General features: G+C 43.1%; 19 protein-coding genes and 1 riboswitch. Of the genes, 8 read left to right on the top strand and 11 right to left on the bottom strand.

Features of this window, described 5'->3' with window-relative positions; all coding sequences use genetic code 11:
- On the bottom strand, positions 1-617 hold a 617-nt coding region (locus tag AB6D06_RS19335; RefSeq protein ID WP_372111447.1), incomplete at its 3' end, for a sulfatase-like hydrolase/transferase.
- A 346-nt stretch (positions 618-963) separates the two neighbouring features.
- Here AB6D06_RS19335 and AB6D06_RS19330 point away from each other — a divergent pair.
- From AB6D06_RS19330 to AB6D06_RS19310, 5 genes are all read left to right on the top strand, one after another.
- On the top strand, positions 964-2,526 hold the full coding sequence (locus tag AB6D06_RS19330) for an arylsulfatase (protein WP_017064704.1): 1,563 nt from the start codon (positions 964-966) through the stop codon (positions 2,524-2,526).
- 361 nt (positions 2,527-2,887) lie between these two features.
- Positions 2,888-3,982, top strand: a complete 1,095-nt coding sequence (locus AB6D06_RS19325; protein ID WP_102332867.1) for a cytochrome-c peroxidase — start codon at positions 2,888-2,890, stop codon at positions 3,980-3,982.
- Complete coding sequence (locus tag AB6D06_RS19320; protein WP_102332868.1) at positions 3,975-6,362, top strand: ATP-binding protein; 2,388 nt, start codon at positions 3,975-3,977, stop codon at positions 6,360-6,362. Before AB6D06_RS19325 ends, AB6D06_RS19320 begins: the two co-directional genes overlap by 8 nt.
- Before the next feature lie 13 nt (positions 6,363-6,375).
- Positions 6,376-6,804, top strand: coding sequence for a hypothetical protein (locus AB6D06_RS19315; protein WP_102332869.1), 429 nt, complete (start codon positions 6,376-6,378; stop codon positions 6,802-6,804).
- A 106-nt stretch (positions 6,805-6,910) separates the two neighbouring features.
- Positions 6,911-7,576, top strand: a complete 666-nt coding sequence (locus AB6D06_RS19310; RefSeq protein ID WP_372100647.1) for a DUF2057 family protein — start codon at positions 6,911-6,913, stop codon at positions 7,574-7,576.
- 179 nt (positions 7,577-7,755) lie between these two features.
- Here the strand turns inward: AB6D06_RS19310 and AB6D06_RS19305 are convergent, their stop codons facing one another.
- The 3 genes from AB6D06_RS19305 to AB6D06_RS19295 form a co-directional block, all read right to left on the bottom strand.
- Positions 7,756-8,778, bottom strand: coding sequence for an adenosine deaminase (locus tag AB6D06_RS19305; RefSeq protein ID WP_136979512.1), 1,023 nt, complete (start codon positions 8,776-8,778; stop codon positions 7,756-7,758).
- Positions 8,779-8,868: 90 nt separating this feature from the next.
- Positions 8,869-8,968: riboswitch (purine riboswitch) on the bottom strand.
- A 75-nt stretch (positions 8,969-9,043) separates the two neighbouring features.
- On the bottom strand, positions 9,044-9,538 hold the full coding sequence (locus AB6D06_RS19300; RefSeq protein ID WP_017066469.1) for a GNAT family N-acetyltransferase: 495 nt from the start codon (positions 9,536-9,538) through the stop codon (positions 9,044-9,046).
- A 166-nt stretch (positions 9,539-9,704) separates the two neighbouring features.
- Positions 9,705-10,688 carry a DUF2860 family protein gene (locus AB6D06_RS19295; protein WP_102332872.1) on the bottom strand — a complete coding sequence of 328 codons (984 nt, stop codon included), beginning with the start codon at positions 10,686-10,688 and terminating at the stop codon, positions 9,705-9,707.
- Positions 10,689-10,909: 221 nt separating this feature from the next.
- Here AB6D06_RS19295 and AB6D06_RS19290 point away from each other — a divergent pair, with 221 nt between their 5' ends.
- Positions 10,910-11,407: a fasciclin domain-containing protein gene (locus tag AB6D06_RS19290; protein WP_017060018.1), complete on the top strand. Its 498-nt coding sequence runs from the start codon at positions 10,910-10,912 to the stop codon at positions 11,405-11,407.
- 127 nt (positions 11,408-11,534) lie between these two features.
- On the opposite strand, the gene AB6D06_RS19285 is transcribed toward AB6D06_RS19290, so the two are convergent.
- The 6 genes from AB6D06_RS19285 to AB6D06_RS19260 form a co-directional block, all read right to left on the bottom strand.
- Positions 11,535-11,831: a hypothetical protein gene (locus tag AB6D06_RS19285; protein WP_017060019.1), complete on the bottom strand. Its 297-nt coding sequence runs from the start codon at positions 11,829-11,831 to the stop codon at positions 11,535-11,537.
- Positions 11,832-11,962: 131 nt separating this feature from the next.
- Positions 11,963-12,220: a hypothetical protein gene (locus AB6D06_RS19280; protein WP_017060020.1), complete on the bottom strand. Its 258-nt coding sequence runs from the start codon at positions 12,218-12,220 to the stop codon at positions 11,963-11,965.
- Positions 12,221-12,385: 165 nt separating this feature from the next.
- The gene (locus AB6D06_RS19275) at positions 12,386-12,868 is read right to left on the bottom strand and encodes a GNAT family N-acetyltransferase (RefSeq protein WP_017069854.1); all 483 of its coding nucleotides are present in this window, start codon (positions 12,866-12,868) and stop codon (positions 12,386-12,388) included.
- Between the two features lie 98 nt (positions 12,869-12,966).
- Positions 12,967-13,281 carry a cupin domain-containing protein gene (locus AB6D06_RS19270; protein WP_065584628.1) on the bottom strand — a complete coding sequence of 105 codons (315 nt, stop codon included), beginning with the start codon at positions 13,279-13,281 and terminating at the stop codon, positions 12,967-12,969.
- A gap of 60 nt (positions 13,282-13,341) precedes the next feature.
- The gene (locus AB6D06_RS19265) at positions 13,342-13,845 is read right to left on the bottom strand and encodes a YgjV family protein (protein ID WP_017060023.1); all 504 of its coding nucleotides are present in this window, start codon (positions 13,843-13,845) and stop codon (positions 13,342-13,344) included.
- A gap of 123 nt (positions 13,846-13,968) precedes the next feature.
- Positions 13,969-14,769, bottom strand: coding sequence for a PhzF family phenazine biosynthesis protein (locus AB6D06_RS19260; RefSeq protein ID WP_065584627.1), 801 nt, complete (start codon positions 14,767-14,769; stop codon positions 13,969-13,971).
- Between the two features lie 564 nt (positions 14,770-15,333).
- Between AB6D06_RS19260 and AB6D06_RS19255 the strand changes: the two genes are divergently transcribed.
- Complete coding sequence (locus AB6D06_RS19255; protein ID WP_017060025.1) at positions 15,334-16,365, top strand: PotD/PotF family extracellular solute-binding protein; 1,032 nt, start codon at positions 15,334-15,336, stop codon at positions 16,363-16,365.
- Between the two features lie 3 nt (positions 16,366-16,368).
- On the top strand, positions 16,369-18,801 hold the full coding sequence (locus AB6D06_RS19250; protein ID WP_372111437.1) for a putative bifunctional diguanylate cyclase/phosphodiesterase: 2,433 nt from the start codon (positions 16,369-16,371) through the stop codon (positions 18,799-18,801).
- Between the two features lie 224 nt (positions 18,802-19,025).
- Here the strand turns inward: AB6D06_RS19250 and AB6D06_RS19245 are convergent, their stop codons facing one another.
- A complete protein-coding gene (locus AB6D06_RS19245) occupies positions 19,026-20,051 on the bottom strand; it encodes a GGDEF domain-containing protein (protein ID WP_372111436.1) in 1,026 nt (341 codons plus the stop codon).
- Between the last annotated feature and the right edge of the window lie 2 nt (positions 20,052-20,053).

Here is a 20,053-nt window from a genome sequence, read left to right as displayed (position 1 = left end):
TCCATACGCTTACGCGTCAGTGGACCGGTATCTTCAATCTTGCCATCAGCGAATGACTTAATGACACCACGAGGGCCAAATTTCTTAAGAAACTCAGGATCGGTTGGGTAATCTTCATTCTCTGGTTCTTCTTCAGCATTTAGGTGGTAAAGGTTGCCAAAAAATTCGTCAAACCCGTGTGCTGTTGGAAGGAATTCATCTTTATCGCCAAGGTGGTTTTTACCAAATTGACCTGTCATGTAACCCATAGGTTTCAGCATTTCTGCGATTGTCGCGTCTTCTGCTTGTAAGCCAATGTCTGCGCCCGGCAAACCTACTTTACTCAAACCCGTTCGTAATACACTTTGTCCCGTGATAAAGGTAGAGCGACCCGCAGTACAAGATTGCTCTGCGTAATAGTCCGTAAACATCATCCCTTCTTTCGCGATGCTATCAATATTCGGGGTTTTGTAACCCATGAGACCGAAGGTGTATGCACTCACATTGGATTGACCAATATCGTCCCCCCAAATAACCAATATATTTGGCTTTTCAGCCGCAAAAGTGGCGCTGGACGCGGCCATCATCGCTGTACCCAAAATCGCTAATCGACGTTTAGCGCCATATTTCGCTGTCATAGAAACCTCTTCGTAAGTTATTTGCATCCTGCCCTACAACGTATAGTCCATTTTTTACACATGCGCGAGATACCCTAAGCTATTAATCTTTTTGTCATTTTTATTGAGATACGGATACAGAAATCATCGATAAGGTTTACGCCAACAAACATGATAAGGATCACACATACAAACTAAGGCTTTATTCTACGTACCCACTGGAGCTGATATTAATCAATAGGTTACCTAAGCATCATAACGATTGGTTATAAGCACTATAAAAGGACGTAACGGAATTTTGAGAATAACATTTGCTCATCGATGCGTTGTTCTAACGCATTAATCTTAAAAGTGAATCGGAGTCCTTATGGGTACTAAAATTAATAAACTAGCATTAGGTGTTGGCTTATTAGCAGCTTCTTCAGCGGCAACAGCAGCAGAAAAACCAAACATTCTTGCTATCTGGGGTGATGACATTGGTGTATTCAACATCAGTGCATACAACAACGGTATGATGGGTTACGAAACACCTAACATCGACCGTATTGCTAACGAAGGCGCACTATTTACTGACCACTACGGTCAACAATCGTGTACTGCTGGTCGTGCTGCATTCCTAACAGGTCAAGAACCTTTCCGTACTGGTCTATTGACTATCGGCATGCCAGGTTCGGACCACGGTATCCCTGATTGGGCTCCAACGATCGCAGACCTTCTTAAAGAACAAGGCTACATGACAGCTCAGTTCGGTAAGAACCACATGGGTGACCAAGACAAACACCTTCCAACGAACCACGGTTTTGACCAGTTCTTCGGTAACCTGTACCACCTAAACGCCGAAGAAGAGCCAGAAACATATTACTACCCTAAAGACCCAGAGTTCCGTAAGAACTACGGCCCTCGTGGTGTAATCAAGTCTACTGCTGACGGTAAGATTGAAGATACTGGCCCAATGACGCGTAAGCGTATGGAGCATGCGGATGAAGAGTTCCTAGAAGAATCTCTAGCATTCATGGAAAAAGCGGTAAAAGCTGACAAACCATTCTTCATCTGGCACAACACCACTCGTATGCACGTGTGGACTCGCCTACAAGAGAAATACCAAGGTAAGTCAGGTATCAGTATTTATGCTGATGGTATGTTAGAGCATGATGACCATGTTGGTGTGCTTCTAGACAAGCTGGATGAACTAAAAATCGCTGACAACACTATCGTAATTTACTCTACCGATAACGGTGCTGAAACGGTTTCTTGGCCTGATGGCGGCGCAACTTACTTCCACGGTGAGAAAGGTACAACTTACGAAGGTGGTATGCGTGTGCCTCAGCTAGTTCGCTGGCCTGGGACTATCAAACCTGGAACTAAAATCAACGATATCATGGGCCACCAAGACTGGATTCCTACTCTACTAGCAGCCGCTGGTGATGATAAAGTGGTTGAGAAGCTAGCATCTGACAAAGGTGCAACTTACAACGGTAAAAACTGGCGCGTACACCTAGATGGTTACAACTTCCTGCCTTACTTCCAAGGTAAAGAAGAGAAAGGCCCTCGTGACAGCATGCTTTACTTCTCTGCTAACGCTGAGCTAAACGCAGTACGTTGGAATGACTTCAAGATTTCGTTTGCTGTGATGGATGGTAACATTGTGGATGCAGTTCGTTTCCAACCAAACTGGCCTCAAGTTGTTCACCTACGTGCTGACCCATTCGAGAAAGCACCGCACGAGTCTGGTATGTACCTACGCTGGATGGCAGACAACATGTGGTTATTCGTTCCAGTAGGAAATCAGGTTCAAGAGTTTATGACGACGCTACCAGATTACCCTATGCAGAATAGCCAAGTACTGAACCCAGGTAACTTCAACCAGAATGCATACATGCTTCAAGGTAAACTTAAGCAACTAGAAGCAGCCGCAGCACAAGCTAAATAAGCTTAGATAGGCGGTGTAGATTGTTCAAACTGTATAGATGTGTATTGCACTAAGATTGATAGTAAATACATAATCTAGTACGAAAGCCGTGATAACTCACTTGAGTTACCACGGCTTTTTTCGTTTAACGCCATTCGGCTTAAATTCAATTGAAAGAGCTTCATTCAATTCTGACTAAGATCTCCCGATCAATCCCTGCTAGACAACTACCTAAGCGATTTAATTTCCTACCACTTGTCTTGCAACATCAAGTATGCGCAACTAGGTTTATAAATAACACCTATCATTGGAAAGTGAAATGAAGGTGATATCAGAAGGATTCTGAATTGCCATAATTGTCAAAACTAGATGGACTAATGTTATGAAAACGCCATGTTTAGCAGGAATAAGCATCACTGTCATTGTCGTTTCAGTCGCTATGCTAGTTTATGACGCGGCCTCTTCAAAAATGCACACCTCGTTCGAACACCAAGAAGATCACGCCCATGAAAGCGATCATGATGACTCTCACTCTTCAGGGCACTCCGCACATTCCGAAGAAAAGCACGCACATAAAACCGTCGCTTCAAGCCAACCCATATCCCCGATTCCAAACTCTCCCGAGATAAATCATGAACTGGCCAAAATTGGTTGGGTGCTATTTAAAGACCCGAACCTTTCTTCTAACCGCAGTGTGAGCTGTGAAAGTTGTCATAGCCTGCAAACCAACGGAGCAGAGGTGATTCCAGTTTCGATTGGCGTAAACGGCGCAGGGATGAGAAATTCACTCACCGTTTTTAACGCAGTCTTTAACTATCGGTTCTTCTGGGATGGTCGGGTGAATAATCTCGGCGATCAAATTGATGGCCCAGTGCACAACGTCGATGAAATGGATTCAAACTGGCAACATATTACGGATTATGTGTCTCAATCGAAAACTTACATCGACTTATTCCAAGAACAATCAACGCCCATTGACGAAGCTTCAATTAAGGCTGCTCTTATTGAATTTATGCAGGGTTTGACCACACCAAATGCCCCTTTCGACCTGTATTTACAAGGTGACAACGCAGCACTTTCTGAAACCGCCAAACGAGGTTGGGAAACCTTTCAAGAAGAAGGCTGTATTCGTTGCCACCAAGGTACCAACATTGGTGGAGGCATGGTGATGCGATTTGGTTACTTCGGGTTATCGAAAACAGGAACCGAACGAAGTGAAGACCAAGGTCGCTTTATGTTTACCGCGCAACCACAAGATAAGCATCTATTTCGTGTTGCTAGCTTAAGAAACGTGGCGATCACTGCACCCTATTTTCATGACGGCCAAACAGCCACACTCGAAGAAGCGATCAAAATCATGGGTGAAAGCCAACTCGGTAAAACGTTTGAGAAACAGACCATCAACGATATCAAGGTCTTCCTCGAATCCCTTACCGGTAACCGTCCTCAAATGTTAATGGAGTTTGAAAATGAATAAGATCAGACTCATATTTCTACTGTTTGTATCGCTTTTCATCGGCTTAATTAGCTTCATTATGCTGACCTACTCCGAGCATGAAAAGGTCACCGAATATGGAGTGCCTATTCGGGAGTTAGGCCATGAAGTATTAGAAATGCGTGATCACATCACCAATGCAGCGCTTGCGGGTATTTCCAACCCTTATCAAATGTCTGCAGATTTGGTGGCTTTAGAAAGAGAGTTACAACTGCTCAGAGAAAGTTATCAAAGCGAGAATATCCACTCTACGTTCTTTAAACACTTACCAACAGCGCAATTATTGGAGCGCTTCTACGATGCTTCAATGTCGAACTTAGATACGCTAGACAACCTAGTAGGACTTAGTGTGGCTCGTCAGTTTATTTTGCAATCTTTAACTCTACAACTCACAGAGAGCAGCTCAACTGATGCTGAGATAAACAATGCAAATATCGACATTCAAAGCGCGCTTCTTGCGAGTGTGTTGGTTGGGGGAATCGAAATTAACCATTCTGGTGTCAACTCCGAGCTGGCGAACCTTTATAAAACGTTTACCGAACTCAACCAGCAACAAAGTCAGCTGTTATCTCAAGTACTTTCAGCACACAGCATGGAGTACATTGAACATATTGAGCATGAGTTTACCGATCTGCAAGACCAACTTAAAAGTATCATCGTTAAGCTTATTATCGTTTTGGCGTTGCTGACTTTAGCGTTCTCATTCACCATGTTTTTCTTCCGAGTCTTCGAACTCAAAAGAAACAACCTCTCCTATCAAGAAGCCGCAGACAAAGCAGAAAAAGCCAGCGAAGCAAAATCTCTCTTTCTAGCGACCATGAGCCACGAGTTACGAACCCCAATGAATGGTGTGTTAGGTATCGCTCAAATCATAAAGGAAGACTCGCAAAGTTTAGATACTCGCAAACAGGCCCAAATCATCATTGATTCAGGACAACACCTTGTCACCATATTAAATGACATTCTTGACTTTTCTAAGGTGGAACAAGGCAAGATGGAGTTGGAATATAGCCCGTTCTCTGTCACCGACGTCGTGACACACCTTGATAAAACATTGACACCTCTTGCAGAAGACAAAGGCCTAGCTTTTATCATTAAAGATAACATTCCTACCAATATTCAGTTGATTGGTGACTCTGCACGTACACGTCAGATCTTATTTAATTTAGCAGGCAACGCAGTCAAGTTTACTGAGTCAGGAAAGGTTGAAGTGGAATTCTTGATTGCACCGACTACCCCACCAAGCGTGAATATATTAGTGACTGACACAGGTATTGGCATTGCAGAAGACAAAATCGACCATATATTTACCGCCTTTGAACAAGCCGAGCTCTCAACAACCCGTAAGTTTGGTGGCACAGGGTTAGGGCTTTCCATTGTTCAGCAGTTAGTCGAACTGATGGGCGGAACAATTAAGGTTTCCAGCCAGCTTGGTTTGGGCACTCAATTTAAGATCTCTTTGCCGTTGGAGATGCATGAGCTTGAAGAACAAGTCATCGACCAAACGCCAACCAAAACCAATGAGACTCTCGATGACTTCTCAGTATTGTTAGTCGAAGACAACAAGATCAACGCAATGGTGATTAGGAAGTTCTGTGAGTCGATAAACTTAACGGTTGAGAATGCCTACGACGGTTTACAGGCCTTAGATAAGTTGGCGTCAAACCAATATGACCTGATCATAATGGACAACCATATGCCCAACATGAGCGGTATTGAAGCGATTCAAAAAATCCGTGGCGAACTCAAGCTGACTACGGTTGTTTTTGCATGTACCGCCGATGTATTCAAAGAGGCCCACGATGAATTCATCGAATCAGGCGCAGACTTTGTACTCACCAAACCGTTACAGAAAAACAGCTTACAAAACGCCATCAACGAGTTTCACCAACAGTTTGAGGTCAACCGCCATCACTCCGTTAACGCACACAATCTTCCAAACAAGGAAAAAAGTAACATCACGATGTTAACGCGTCACCCTAAGAACAAATTGCCACTCACAGAGGAAGAACTGTCGCGTAGCCAATTTTTAGCTAATGATGAGCTTAAAACAGACGAGAAACTCAAATGCTTAACTTCTCTCGTTGATGAGCTAGAAAACGAAATCGATGAGTTAATAGAGCTATTTTCGGACGCCAAGCAGGATGACCTCTCCAGAACATTGAAGGCGGTTAAAGAGATTGCAGCAAGATATGAAATGAACGAAGTGCTTGAACTCGCGAGCTCAGCCGAACAGATAGCCGATCAACACATCATGCCCGAAGCAGAATTGCTTCAACAACTGATCAATCGATTGATGGTCAATAGTCATCAAGCCACTCGATTGATACACAAACTCCACCAGCAACGCAAAATGGGGTAAAGGAAGGTATCACATGCTATGGAATTTGAACTTACCTAGCACCGGCCCACACTTGTTCTTGGCTCTTGGTGCAACCATCATTTTTGTGGTCGACTATCATGTACCTTTGGGCATTGCTATGGCCGTTCCCTACGTTACGATCGTATTGCTTGCGGCAACAACGAAAGATCCAACCTCCACTGTGATGTGGGCTATCACCTGCACCTTGCTAACGCTCATTGGCTACTACACATCTAGTACGGGCAGTGAAACCTGGTTCGTCGCCTTCAATCGCGTAATTACCATCTATGCTATTTGGATTTCGGCAATCGTTCCTATTTATGTCTCTTTAAAACCACATCAAGCGCCAACGAACGTCGATGAAGATGCTTTAACAGAAAATAAGGCAAGTCCACGCTCTCACCTGACTAGAAACCGCACAATAAACACGTTCAAAAACTAGGCTTAGGTTAAGTTTCGGTGAATTTTACCAAATCGAGACAAGGCAACTTGAAATACTTCTTTATGCATGCGAGTGTAGAACTACTCACCTAAATAACTGTATGACTATGAAAACATTACAATCCATTGCGCTGCTTTCGACAATTATCGCAGCACCACAAGTGTTAGCTGACGTAACAATTGAAGTTCCTTCTAGCGCAGATGCTTTAGTCGAAGTCTTAGCTGTAAATGAAGCTAAACCCGATCTTGACGGTGGTTTCTTCTCTTCGAGCAAAACGATCACCGTTCCAGATGGCGTAAACCAAATCGTTTTCAAATATCAAGTTGCTTTCAGCCAAGGCAACGACCGTGAGTTTGTCGACAGCGATACCATTATTGCTACTTTTGATGCGACAGACACAGCATTGACGTTTGACATGCCTAAGTTCCGTAACACCAACGAAGCGAAAAAAGGCCTTCAAAACTTAGATTGGAAACTGGTTGATGAAAACCAAAATGCAATCAGTGTTAAGCAAGACAAACTTATCAAAGATGGCATGCAGATTGGTCGTAAGTACCCGCAAGAAGCGAAGGAGTACAACCAGAAAGGCGGCATCGCTGCACTTACAGTAGGTTCTAGCGCGGGCGTAGCAGCTGCTGTCGCACAACCGGTAACGCTTCCAACAAAGATTGACGGAAATGCAGCAAATACAGCTGAAGAGATGCTCTATTTCTGGTACGAAAAAGCGGATGCTGAAACCAAGCAGAAATTCAAAGACTACGTGAACAAGTAGCTCAATGAGCTTAATTTAAAAATGAAAGAAGCTGGCAAACTGCCAGCTTCTTTTTTGTCTTCATCTAGATGATTTAGGCTTATAGAGATTAAGCAGACTCAGTCGATAACACTTTACCATCCACTTTAGTTGGCCATCCTAGCGCTTTATACTCAGCTGCTAGTAAATGGGCACAGCGGCTAGAAATTCTGGTCAAAATCAGCTTTAGCTAAGTAACCTTGAACAAGCTCTCGATATTGCTGCTTCAATGGCGCTTCAATAAAGCTCGCGTCTATCGCATTCAAACTAAACAGCGCTAACTCCTGATGCGTCATCTCATGAGCTTTGCTCACCGCATTAAAGTTATCCGACATGTAACCACCAAAATAAGCAGGGTCATCCGAGTTAATCGTTACAGCCACACCCTTTCTGAGCAGTTCGACAATGTTGTGGTCTTCCATCACATCGAATACACGCAATTTAATATTCGACAGTGGGCACACCGTCAGTGGCATTTTGGTTTCAATCAGCTCTTCGATTAGAGCTTCGTCTGTCATGCACTGGACACCATGATCCACTCGACTCACGCTGAGCATTTCAATCGCATCGACAATGTTTTGAGCCGGCCCTTCTTCTCCTGCATGCGCCACCGTCAAGAAGCCCGCTTGTTTTGCTTGTTGGAATACACGCTTGAACTTCTCTGGTGGGTGTCCTAATTCAGAAGAGTCCAGTCCAACCCCGACGATCTTATCTTGATGCTTCAATACCTCTGCGAACGTTTGAATGGCGCTCTCTTCAGATAAATGGCGCAGAAAACATGCGATGATTTGAGAGGTAATGCCCAACTCTTTATGACCCTGTTCAAGCGCACGATGAATGCCGTTAATAGCGGTGTCGAATGCAATGCCACGATCGGTATGTGTCTGAGGATCAAAGAAAATCTCAGTATGGATAACATTGTCGGCTTTACAGCGTTCTAGATAAGCCCATGTTAAGTCGTAGAAATCCTGTTCTGTGCGCAGTGCATCAGCACCTTGATAATAGATATCCAGAAATGACTGTAAATCATCAAATTCGTATGCGCGTCTTAGTTGCTCTGGGGATGAATAAGGCAGCTCAATGCCATTGCGTTGAGCAAGCTGGAAAAGTAACTCAGGTTCGAGCGAACCTTCAATGTGTAAATGCAACTCTACTTTTGGGAGCCCTTGAATAAATGCGTTCATATTTCACCTACTTTGGATTTTAGGTGTGCACTTACTCTGAATAATAGACAGGAGGTTTTCTTGAACGCCATTACAAAGAGTAAGAACACAATTGTGATCTAAACCCTTCGTAATCAGCACTTTGCGGGAGCTGGTAGAGACCCCCAAACCATATCATTGGGGTTATACGAAGCAAACGGTTGCTACTATACAGAGTTTAATGGGAATTTCACTAATCAATTGCTCATTAACCGATTTCTAAAGCAGGAACCTGTTTGGTTCGATCTCAACGGTAATCTGGTCGTATTCTCGACATCAGCAACATATCGATGTACTTACCCGCTTTGAACGTACTGAGTCTTTTTGTGCCTTCTAACTGAAAGCCTACACGTTCATACAAAGCAATAGCGGCGTGGTTATCGGCATGAACCTCTAACTCAAGACGCACGAGATTAAGCCAGTTATCCGCCTGATTGATCGCTTCTTGCATTAACGCCTTACCGACCCCTTTACCATGCATATCTGGGTGAATAGCAATACCAAGACCAGCGCAGTGCCTGTCTCTTACCTTGGTGGTCATGAATAAAGTAATGTGACCCACTACTTTGCCGGAGACTTCCGCAACCAGAGTGAAATGGTCTGAATGACCAAACAGTCGCTCCACTTGTTCAGAACTAAGATAAGGCTTTTGTGAGGTGTTTTCTGAAACTGAAGGGCGGCGATAAATATCGAAAACATCTTGGCTATCCGTTGCTTCTAAATGTCTAATTTGTATTTCCAAAGCGCTTCCTTATCCTATTATTTCTATCCATAAGCTAATTTTCATATTACGGATAGCAACGGGAACCTACAACCTTTAAAGGTGTAAGTGCCCGAAATAATTAAACAAATAGTAAGACTGAACTTAAACTTCTGCTTTGATGAGTATTTTTAAAATAGTGTGAATATCAGAATTTATAATCCACACCCACACTCGCTAATACTTGCTCGGAGTTATAGAAATCGATATTAGAATCTATGCTTCTTAAACCCAGTAAAGTAATGAACGCCCAATCTTTATAGCCCATCAAACCACCAAACTCATAAGCTAAGAATGCACCGAATTCATTCTCTTCACGTACTTGCCCGTAAATTGGATTCGACTCATCATATTCACGATCACTTGCATCTAGGGTGACAACAAAACCATGACGACCGATTCTCTTCGCGTAGTTTAATTCAATACCATAACTATCGAAGCTGAGTGCTCCTCCTTCTGCGTCTGAGTGGAAATACACCATTGAAGGAACAAATAGACCTGCGTGGTTTGGTAAGATAAAGCGGTATCCTGCTTTGGCGTACACATAGGTTCTTTCCCTATCCAGCAGCACAGTATCTTCCGGAGATAAGCCTTGGCTACCAGATAGCTCTTCATCAACATCTGATTGCCCAAATGCGAGATCCGTTCGAAAACCAGTTCCACCGATATTAGTGAGCTGCAGTCGTCCTACATTACCTTTCACATCCGTTTCATTTCGATTAACGCCAACAGCATACGGATCCGTCCAAGCCTTACCCGAGATAAGCGTAGGAATAACAGAAAAATCCAATATGGTGCCACCAGAAAGTTGATATCGATAACCGATCTCAAACGCAATGGTACCTGTTGCAATATCCTCTCGTGTCGTACCCGCATACACTTGGTGAGTCAGCGATTCGCCAAAAGTATATTGAACAGTACCCAAAAAGCCGAGTAGCCCTTGGTTTTCACTCTCCCCTTCCTGGGTGTTGGTGGCTTGATTCGAATCTTGTTCAGTACTCAAATTACTACTGTCAGAGTAGAAACCGGCCAATACACTGAAGTTACCGCTGAAGCCTTCACTTGGAGCAAGGCCACTGTATGCAGGCATTGAAGCCAATGCAGAAAAGACTACTGGTAAAACAAACCTCATATTCACATCCATTACTTGAATAATCACCAAATAACTATAAGCATCAAATAACTATAAGCATCAAAATGGAATTATAACAAGCATTTGACAACATAAATTTATTCGCTTGACGCTGTCGATATCGCTAACCATTCACTCAAAGACACAACAAATTGATCTATCACGATTGGGCTTTCGTAATACCTCTCGAAAATAACGGACAAAACTCAAAGGAAGACAATATGTTTAATAAATTAATCAAAACCATGTCAGTGCTAGTTGCGACGCTTCTTTTTACGGCTTTTGCTCACGCTGATCACCACGGAATGAAGAAAGATATCGTTGACGTGGCGGCTGAAAACGGCTCTTTCAACACCTTGGTAGCAGCGGTAAAAGCGGCAGGCTTAGTTGAAACATTGAAAGGTGACGGTCCCTTCACAGTGTTTGCGCCAACGGATGAAGCGTTCGCTGCGCTACCAGAAGGAACGGTTGATATGCTGTTGAAGCCAGAAAACAAAGACAAGCTGATTGCAGTACTGACCTATCATGTGGTGCCAGGGAAAATAATGGCGTCTGAAGTGATGAAACTTGATAGTGCCGTAACAGTGCAAGGCGAAGCGGTAATGGTAGGAATTGATCACGGCAACGTGATGATCAACAAAGCGCAGGTCGTGATGGCAGATGTTGAAGCAAGCAATGGTGTTATCCATGTGATTGATGCTGTATTACTGCCCAAATAATAAAGATGAACACAAATCAAAGCTTCTTAGAGGGTGTGACAGGTTCACACCCTTTTGACGTTTAAATACCAAGTTAAGATCGGTATCAAACTAGCCAAGCCTGCCTTGATATAAGCAAGAACCCGGATTACATAAACAAGCGCCCGAATATCAGAAAGGCCGCCATCGATACCACCTTCGTGAAGACCACCACCCAGATGCAGTCACCAATACTAGAGTGCGTCGCTTTCCCGAGTAAGAACACAAACAGAATCAACCCTAACACCCAGCCTACTGTTGGAATCAATGACACTAGAGCAACGATAACAGCAATAGTAAGAAGGGATTTAAAATCTGCGACCACGAAAGACATTTTAGAGGCGATGTACATACAACATGCGGTGATTAATGCGTCCATCACAAACACTAAAGCTTCAATTCCCACGTTACTTCCTTCACTCAAATTAGTTGCAGTGAATATTATCGCTAAAGTGATAATTTTTCTTGAATAAGAGAACAAAAAGCAGGTGAAAACTGTGTCAAAAATGAGATTACCGTTCGTCTGAAGGCATAGGTTTATTTGTTCGAGTCTTCTAAGCCTTTGACCAGTGCTCGCGACCGAGTCTGATTTGCTTTTTGATAGGCATCAAAGCCATCTTCGCGTTTACCTCCGAACAAACAAAGAAACGAGTTGATGACAAATGAAAAGAATGAGATGACGACAACAAAGAGAGGAAATAGCCCCGACACCCCAGCATCTAAGGCAAGAACGCCAACAGCGAAGGACAACATCGACACCAATGTATATAGTTTAGATCTACTCACATGACTCATGAACAACACTCCTTGTATTCATTCAATGTTTAGATTAGACAAATTATCTTGCACACAATTTGAACTCATCGACAATATCAATAGATCAGGAAAAGTTATCCTTAAAAAGGTTCATTAATATTTCAAACTCGGTTTCTGTATCCCTACGAACACTAGCCCGCCTATTCAACTGACTTTTCTATCTTCAACTACCTTTTCCATCACGTAATTGGTCAGCTTTACACCACGCATTTCGACTTCCTGTTCATTCACCACCTTAAAACCAAGATGCTCATAGAAAGGCCTTGCGGTAATACTTACTTCAGAGAAATATCTCGATATACCACGAACTCGACCCACAGTGAAAACATGTTCCATCAACGCTTTCCCTACCCCCTTCCCTTGATATTCGTGGTGACAGAAAAAGTGATCAATCAAGCCACTTGGTTGCAGGTCAGTATAGCCAACTACGCAACCATCGAGTTCAGCCACAAAGGGTTGTAACCCATTCATACGCTTTTGCCATAACGCAAAGTCAAAGCTACTGGGTGCCCAAGCTTCGACTTGCTGTTGAGAATAATCTCGAACATTCACGTTACGTACCGTATGAAAGAAGATCTCCCACAGTGCTTTGTCATCATTCGCTTGATAGTTTCGAATTCTAATCACAACATACTCCTTTTTGTCTTAAGTCCTTTCTGAGGTGAAAATAAACAGCTGAATCAGCAAGCTTTATAACCTAACAGCCTCAGCTTTAGAGCAAGATATCAACGATAAAACACAGCGAGCCAGATCGTCACCGCATCTTTATCCGTCCTCAGCACCTTGTGTTTTTCACCTGCGGAAATATTGAGATAATCCCCTTTAGACAAGGTAACAATGCGACCATCTTCAAACTCAATCACCCCTTGCCCATCGATCACCATTACCCATTCATTCTCATCTTGATCATACCAACCCTCGTCTGGTGAACTGTGACCATATGAGAGTATTCTCTCGATTCGAATGTTGTCGTTGGCAATCAGGTCATTGAATATTTCATTGGGTATTGATGAAGGAACATCATTGTAAATGTTTGGCATCAAGCTCTCCTAGCTAGCATTGAATTGATTAACAACTTGGGCCTTAGCTGTACTGTAAACCTAAGCAGCGGCACTCTTTTTGAAGTAAAAACGGTAATAGCCCACCAAGTTACTGCAGATAAACAGCGCCTCCATAACAACCGCTGTTGGCGAACCAACTAAATAATTGTGAACCAACCAAAAGCTGGTTCCGATGATCATCAATTCTCTTAATCGACGGTCATCTTTATTGAAGGCTGCAAAGGTCTGAAATACGGAGGCAAAGCAACTCAATATGCTGGTCAGCCCTGAGTAAGTCACTGCGGTTGCGACCACCGACATCGAAGAAAACAAATATTTAAACTTAGACGAGGTAGAAAATACGCTCGTCAAATAGCGAATCGTGGCAATCGTCATTAAGCTCGCCGCTGTCCATTGTTCAAGAAGGATAAAGTGACTCGAAATAAGAACGCCAGCAAAGAACAGACAAGTGACGATTTTCTTCCTTTCCTTGAATTGGAATGACAGAAGATCAAAACAAATGGCTATTGCGACTAATACTTGGGAAAGATAAAAGGCAGACACGGTGATTCCTTCAATAATAACATTCCGCCCTAGCCGCTTCTTTCACGGTGAATAATCGAATAAAACATACTAGGCGGTTACAACAAAACAGAGCAAACAGCGCTCTAAAGCTTCTATAAAAATCTAAAGCTTCAACACACCACTAATCACAGTGGTCGCAGAGCCGATTAACTTTATTCGCCCATTAGCCAATAATTCAGTCGACATATAGCCACCACGACGAGACGCCTGATAAGCACTGAAACTGCTTTTGTTGAGCTTTTCTGCCCAGTGTTGCGTCAATGCGCAATGTGCCGAGCCAGTCACAGGATCTTCATTAACCCCAACCCAAGGTGCAAAGTAGCGAGAAACAAAATCAAGTTCCGTATTTGCTGCCAATGCTGTCACCACTACACCTCGCCCTTGAATACCTTTTAACGCATCAAAGTTTGGTGAAAGCTCCAATAACACTTGTTCGTTGGAAACTTCGATTAACTGCTTAGAGTCAAATTCTCTGAATGAAACTACTTGATGCGGATCTAAACCTAGGTGTTCAAGCAGCGTGAGGTTGGGTTCAGAACGCAATGATAGCTGTGTACTAGGAAAATCAAGCTCGATAGACGATTCACAAACGGCGGCAGATAATTCCCCAGATAAGGTGTTAAACACGACCTTATCACCTGTCTCAAGCAGTCCTTGTTCTTTCATCACATGAACCGTTGCCAGTGTGCCATGTCCACACAGCTTCACTTCGACTTCGGGAGTGAACCATTTAAGCGTCATAGTGTTAAGCGCGAGAAAAGCCGTTTCAGATACCGCCATCTCTTCAGCGATTGAAAACATTAACGACTCATCCAACGGCTCTTTGGAGATACAGACCCCGGCAGGGTTCCCTTTAAACGCTTGAGTTGTAAACGAATCTACTTGATATATCTCTAAATCCACAATGGCTCCTAAATGCACAACATTTCCCAAACCGGCAATCATGGCTCGTTGGGACATAACCTAGATATTGCTGCCCACAATAAGCACAATCACCTTGTGCTACAAGTCTTTAGCAACAACTTTATCGATACTTATTGAGAAACGAAACAAATGATAAACAAAACGTTATAGAAGTGTTTTTAGGGATAAAAGAACATTGAACATAAGAGTAAATCGCGATGGCAAAACAAAGGAATAACGACGATTAATACGAGCGAAAACCCGAAAAAGGTAATCACCGCATCATTATTTAATGCTTAATAACTTGTAAGAATGGATATTATGATGAATATTAATTTAAATAATCCATTCACGGACAATAAACTGGAATACGTACTTGTGTTGAATACGATACAACGGAGTCATCCTTGCCTCACACGATAAAGGTTCGGTATCAAGTAGGAGTAGCAAGTTGCTATTTGCATGAAATGCATGAAGTTGAAGTTAAATTAAGTGCCTAAATTTGAATCATGTCGCAAATTTTGGGCTACGATTTAGTTATCACGTACGAAAGGGAATCCGTCAGTGAAAGCGTTTTGCGTATCAATACTTGCGTCAACATCCTTTTTGGCTAGCCCTGTATTTGGCCAGCAGCATGATATTTATCTCTACAATTGGGATGAATTTTTATCTGACAGCGTCGTTACCCAGTTGAGTGATACCTACGGCATCTCACTAAAGCAGCAATATTTTTCTGACGAGTCCATTCGTGATGAAGTGCTATTGAGTGAACGACGAGGTGCGTTTGAATTGGTTGTCATTGAAAGTATGAAACTGAAAGCGCTGGCTAAACAGAACTTATTCCACAACCTGAGCGACTTGCAGCAATCCCTTTCAAGCAACTTTGACTCAAGATGGGTGGATGGGTGTGGCGAATATGGAATCCCCTACGCTTGGGGGACATCCGGCATCTTATACCGAAGCGGAAAAGTTGAGACTCCCAAGTCTTGGGGCGCTCTTCTAGACCCTGAAACCAAAACCAGCGGCCGAATCAGCATGTATTATGAGCCTACGGATTTGGTGAGTGCTGCGCTTCTGATGAATCAATTTGAGCCGTTTACCAACAACGAACAAGAACTTCGAGTCGCTTACAAAACGCTACAAGCACAGAAGCCTCACCTTGAAAGTAATGAATACGTTGTCGATTATATTCGTCATCCCGAACACTTAGCCAACATCGACCTCGCCTACGGATACTCAGGTGACAGCTATGTGCTTAATGATGCCGAACCTGAGGCATCTTGGGCCTACACAGTGCCTCTAGAAGGAACAACCTTATGGTTAGAGTGTATGGCTGCAATTAACAACGGAGAGCGATCTCCACAGGCAACCACGATTCTCTCCTTCTTATCGCAACCCGAAATCGCCGCTCAAAACGCAATGGATTCATGGTTTGCAACGCCAAGTTCAAAAGCAAAAGCACTCACTTCTCAGGAGTATCAAAACGATCCCGAGCTTTTCCCGAATAAAGAAGTATTAGATCGCAGCTACCTTTATCAGCCGTTAGAACCGAGTAGCATTCAAATTCGCAATCGTATTGTCGACAGTTTGAGATAACTCATGCCAGTATTGAAGAAGCTCTATTTTGTACTTTTACCAACGCTGACATTTGTGCTCCTGATAGCAGGAATCGTGATGTACAACTTCGCATCAAATCATGCTAAGCACATGTATTTGGACAAGGTGCAATCTGATGTGAACACCGCTTTAGTCGCGGCGGAATACGAGCAGCTCGGCTTGTCCTTACTAGTTAAAGATATCGGTTCTTCGTTGCAGTTCCTCCGCTACATTCAAAATCCTGGCGACTACACGACTCTATCGCTATTGGAAAAACGAGTACTCCGAGTATTAAGCCAGAATCACGTCAATCAATTTGGGCAACGCAATGTTTATATCGTGGACCCTAAGTTCAAATTAACGCTTTCGACTCTCAGAGCCGATCCTTTCGAGGGGTTAAAGATCCCTGACAAGATTTACGAAAGAGTCTTCGATATATACACCTCGTTAATCAGCAAAAATGAACTCTCCTACGAAGGCTTCTCTTATATCTCGATCAGTGGAGAGCTCAGATACTCGTATGTTGCAGCAATTGACCCTTACCTCCTTCCTCAAGACAAACGTGCAAGTAACAGTTTAAATCGCTACATCTTGATTGCTGACGGGCCTCTGATGCAACTCTCTAGCCTGCTAATCAAATACAATGACGATGACAATATTCAGTTCTTAATCGAGCCATCCTCAGACGCTGCCAACATTGAAAATACCCAATTCGTTATCAAATCAATTGAGCAAACCCAAGATAATATCAATGTGCAGATGACCAGCCGACATCTCATCGCGCAAGTAAATATTCGAGAACAAAAGTTCAACCATGAGAAAGCCATCATCGCTAAACAAACCTTGTTAGGTGGCTTTGGTACTCTCTTTACGATCATGTTGATCGTACATTTAGTGGTACGTTACCAACTCGTGCGCCCGCTTAAAGACTTACTGCAAGAGATATCGATCGGCGGGCTCAAACTTAGATACTTCAAACGCTCATCAGGGCAAAGTGAAGTTGATGGTTTAAAGAACGCGTACATAGACTCATTAACAGAGTTGAAGTTCGAAGCCGAATTCGACCAACTCACCAAGCTAGCTAACCGACGCTCTTTCATCAGACACCTTGATGTACGACTAAAAAGCTCGATGAGCCCACACTGCTATGTGGTTTGTTGGGACATCATCGATTTTCGTAAAATTAACGATCTCTACGGGGCAAAAGTTGGTGATAATGTACTGATAAGCTTAGCTAAAGCACTGAAAGAGACACTACAAAACCAACAAGCCTCTTTGGGCTTTAGTTGCAGTGATTACTCTTTAGCCAGACTGGGAGGGAATCAGTTTATCGCGATCTTGGAGATGGGTAAGAACCAAGTGATAAACGAAGAAATTGAGAACATCAACAATACGCTGACTGGCACCACCTTCCTTGACTACTATGGGTTTCGATTATCACTCGCAACAGGTGTTTTACCGCTCGACACGCCAAAGTTCGATGAGATTTGGCACCGATGCATCGATGAAATGTTAGCTAATGCGAAGTCTCATAGTGATGGCGAAAGTCGTATTGTTTATGGCGAAGAGTTGTTACATACCTTGGAACGCCATGACGTTGTAGAGAAAAGACTCTTAGAGTGCTGCGAAAGTGACAACTTTGAACTTCGCTTTATGCCTATTTTTAACGCCAAGACACTTCAGATAGATGGCGCGGAGTGCCTGATTCGTTGCCCAGCCTTATTCGATATCGATGCGGGGCCAGAAGAATTTATCCCAGTTGCAGAAAAGAGTAACCTTATTGCCAGGCTCGACATGTGGGTCATTGGCACCGCGATCAAAAGCTATAAAGAGCTTTCAGAACTTCATAAATACAAGGGCACTCTGTCAATTAATATCTCGGCGATGGAGCTCTACAACCGTAATTTTGCCGACAACATCCGTAAAGTACTCGAACGTTATCAAGTGCCACCTGGCAACATTATTATAGAGATTACCGAGACCAGTTACGTGAAAAGTACCAAGCTTACGGTGCAGACTATCGAGAGCCTCAGAAGCTTAGGTTTAAAGGTCTCCCTTGACGATTTTGGTACGGGCTACACAGCGTTTAACCAACTTCTCCACTACCCTGTGGATGAGCTCAAAATTGATAAGAGCTTTATCGATAACATGGTAGACGACAAGGCCGCCCGCAAGATGGTCGAATCTATGGTTAACTTAGGCCACTCTTGTGACACGCTAGTCGTCGGAGAAGGTGTTGAGTCGATAGAACAGTATCATTACCTCAGAAAAGCCAACTGTGACCTAATACAAGGCTACTTCTTCAGTCAGCCACTCACTTACCTGGAATTCATCGAGTTTGTTCGAAACCATAACCCGCAAGCAATTTTAAACCCGCAGTCTGTTAGCAGTTCGAGATCTAACGAGCGAATCGTTGCACTCACTCAAAAGCAGTAACCTTAAACCTAAACCTCAAAGCCTCTCTTCCTATTCAAGCGCGGAAAGCCACTATAGCTATAACTAGTAGTAGAACTATCTTCATCAGAGCAGGAGCTCTCTATTGGCTGCACATTGAATGAGGAGGCAAATAAAGAATGGCAAAAGCCATGATAGTGAAGCGGGAGAATGGTGAGCGTACAGTCAACAAAACCTAATGATCTAACTTATCGCTGATGCGGGGATTAACTCTGCATTGTCGTTAGTAGCTCCATCATATCTTTAGAGCTGATGTTCTTCTTATGCCTGACTACAGCGTCAATCATCAATTCTAAATTCCCCGCCGAGATATAATCCTTGAGCACGTCATTAAATTTTTCTTGTATTTCATCACTCGTGTACAAGTGATCAGGAATAAAAAATAAAAATTGGCTGCCACTACTACGAAACGAGATAGTACTTTCTGGAACCTTTGCCGTCAGAGACTTAGCCGCTGAACTCACCACCAAGTCTCCATATTCAAGCCCATACTTTTGGTTAATCTCATTGAGGTTTCTGATTCGTACAAAGTAAAGGTCGAAATTACCGTTTGTTGGATAGCTGTTCTTAACAAACTGCATGAGCGAGACTCGATTGCGAAAGCCAGTAATGAAGTCGGTAGAATGAAGTTTTCGTTTGATGGCAAAGTCGACGTAAAAAATCGCTCCTGTCACAAGCAGTAGCAACACCAGAAATACGCTGCTTATCTGATGCATCATCACCAACTTGTCGACCATTGTGGTGTTTTCTTCAATAACCGGGCTTTGAAGTCGAAACTTTTCGTTAATAAATTCGACCAGCGTGTTGTAACAAATATCAATTTTCTTCTGCAGTGATTCCTTAGGCAAAGCGCCTTGATTCACCAACTTAATTGAGGATTCTAGCGACTTAAATTTCTCAAACTCTCCGGTGAAATAAGGTTTGAAGTTGGCAGATTTAATGAAGTTAGAAGATTCGGTACTGTTGATCAGAATATCAAAGCGGCTCCACGTAATATCATAGGCTAACCACAAATCGTCGTAATTGAGATTATCCGAACGGCTCACCATCAAGAAATTCGCGTATTCCTTTACCAATTGGAAAACAAACCATGTTGCCTCATTTTGGCGATTAGAAAAGCTCTTGTTGATGTCATTAATTCGAGTAACGCTGTAGATATTGACGGATAGAACAACCACGACCAAAGACAAAACAACGACTTTGATTGCGGCCATAGACAACAGCTTCTTCATAA

The sequence above is a fragment of the Vibrio sp. 10N.239.311.G01 genome (genome assembly GCF_041465805.1).
Lineage (GTDB): Bacteria > Pseudomonadota > Gammaproteobacteria > Enterobacterales > Vibrionaceae > Vibrio > Vibrio crassostreae_C.
Note: the sequence above shows the minus strand (reverse complement) of the source record. Positions and strands in the feature narration are given on the sequence as shown.

Bases quoted from the DNA above. Each gene is read 5' to 3' on its own strand.
- AB6D06_RS19310 (WP_372100647.1), top strand. From the start codon at position 6,911: ATGAAAACATTACAATCCATTGCGCTGCTTTCGACAATTATCGCAGCA.
- AB6D06_RS19305 (WP_136979512.1), bottom strand. From the start codon at position 8,778: ATGAACGCATTTATTCAAGGGCTCCCAAAAGTAGAGTTGCATTTACAC.
- AB6D06_RS19245 (WP_372111436.1), bottom strand. From the start codon at position 20,051: ATGAAGAAGCTGTTGTCTATGGCCGCAATCAAAGTCGTTGTTTTGTCT.
- AB6D06_RS19320 (WP_102332868.1), top strand. From the start codon at position 3,975: ATGAATAAGATCAGACTCATATTTCTACTGTTTGTATCGCTTTTCATC.
- AB6D06_RS19315 (WP_102332869.1), top strand. From the start codon at position 6,376: ATGCTATGGAATTTGAACTTACCTAGCACCGGCCCACACTTGTTCTTG.
- AB6D06_RS19250 (WP_372111437.1), top strand. From the start codon at position 16,369: ATGCCAGTATTGAAGAAGCTCTATTTTGTACTTTTACCAACGCTGACA.
- AB6D06_RS19280 (WP_017060020.1), bottom strand. From the start codon at position 12,220: ATGAGTCATGTGAGTAGATCTAAACTATATACATTGGTGTCGATGTTG.
- AB6D06_RS19325 (WP_102332867.1), top strand. From the start codon at position 2,888: ATGAAAACGCCATGTTTAGCAGGAATAAGCATCACTGTCATTGTCGTT.
- AB6D06_RS19290 (WP_017060018.1), top strand. From the start codon at position 10,910: ATGTTTAATAAATTAATCAAAACCATGTCAGTGCTAGTTGCGACGCTT.
- AB6D06_RS19270 (WP_065584628.1), bottom strand. From the start codon at position 13,281: ATGCCAAACATTTACAATGATGTTCCTTCATCAATACCCAATGAAATA.
- AB6D06_RS19295 (WP_102332872.1), bottom strand. From the start codon at position 10,688: ATGAGGTTTGTTTTACCAGTAGTCTTTTCTGCATTGGCTTCAATGCCT.
- AB6D06_RS19330 (WP_017064704.1), top strand. From the start codon at position 964: ATGGGTACTAAAATTAATAAACTAGCATTAGGTGTTGGCTTATTAGCA.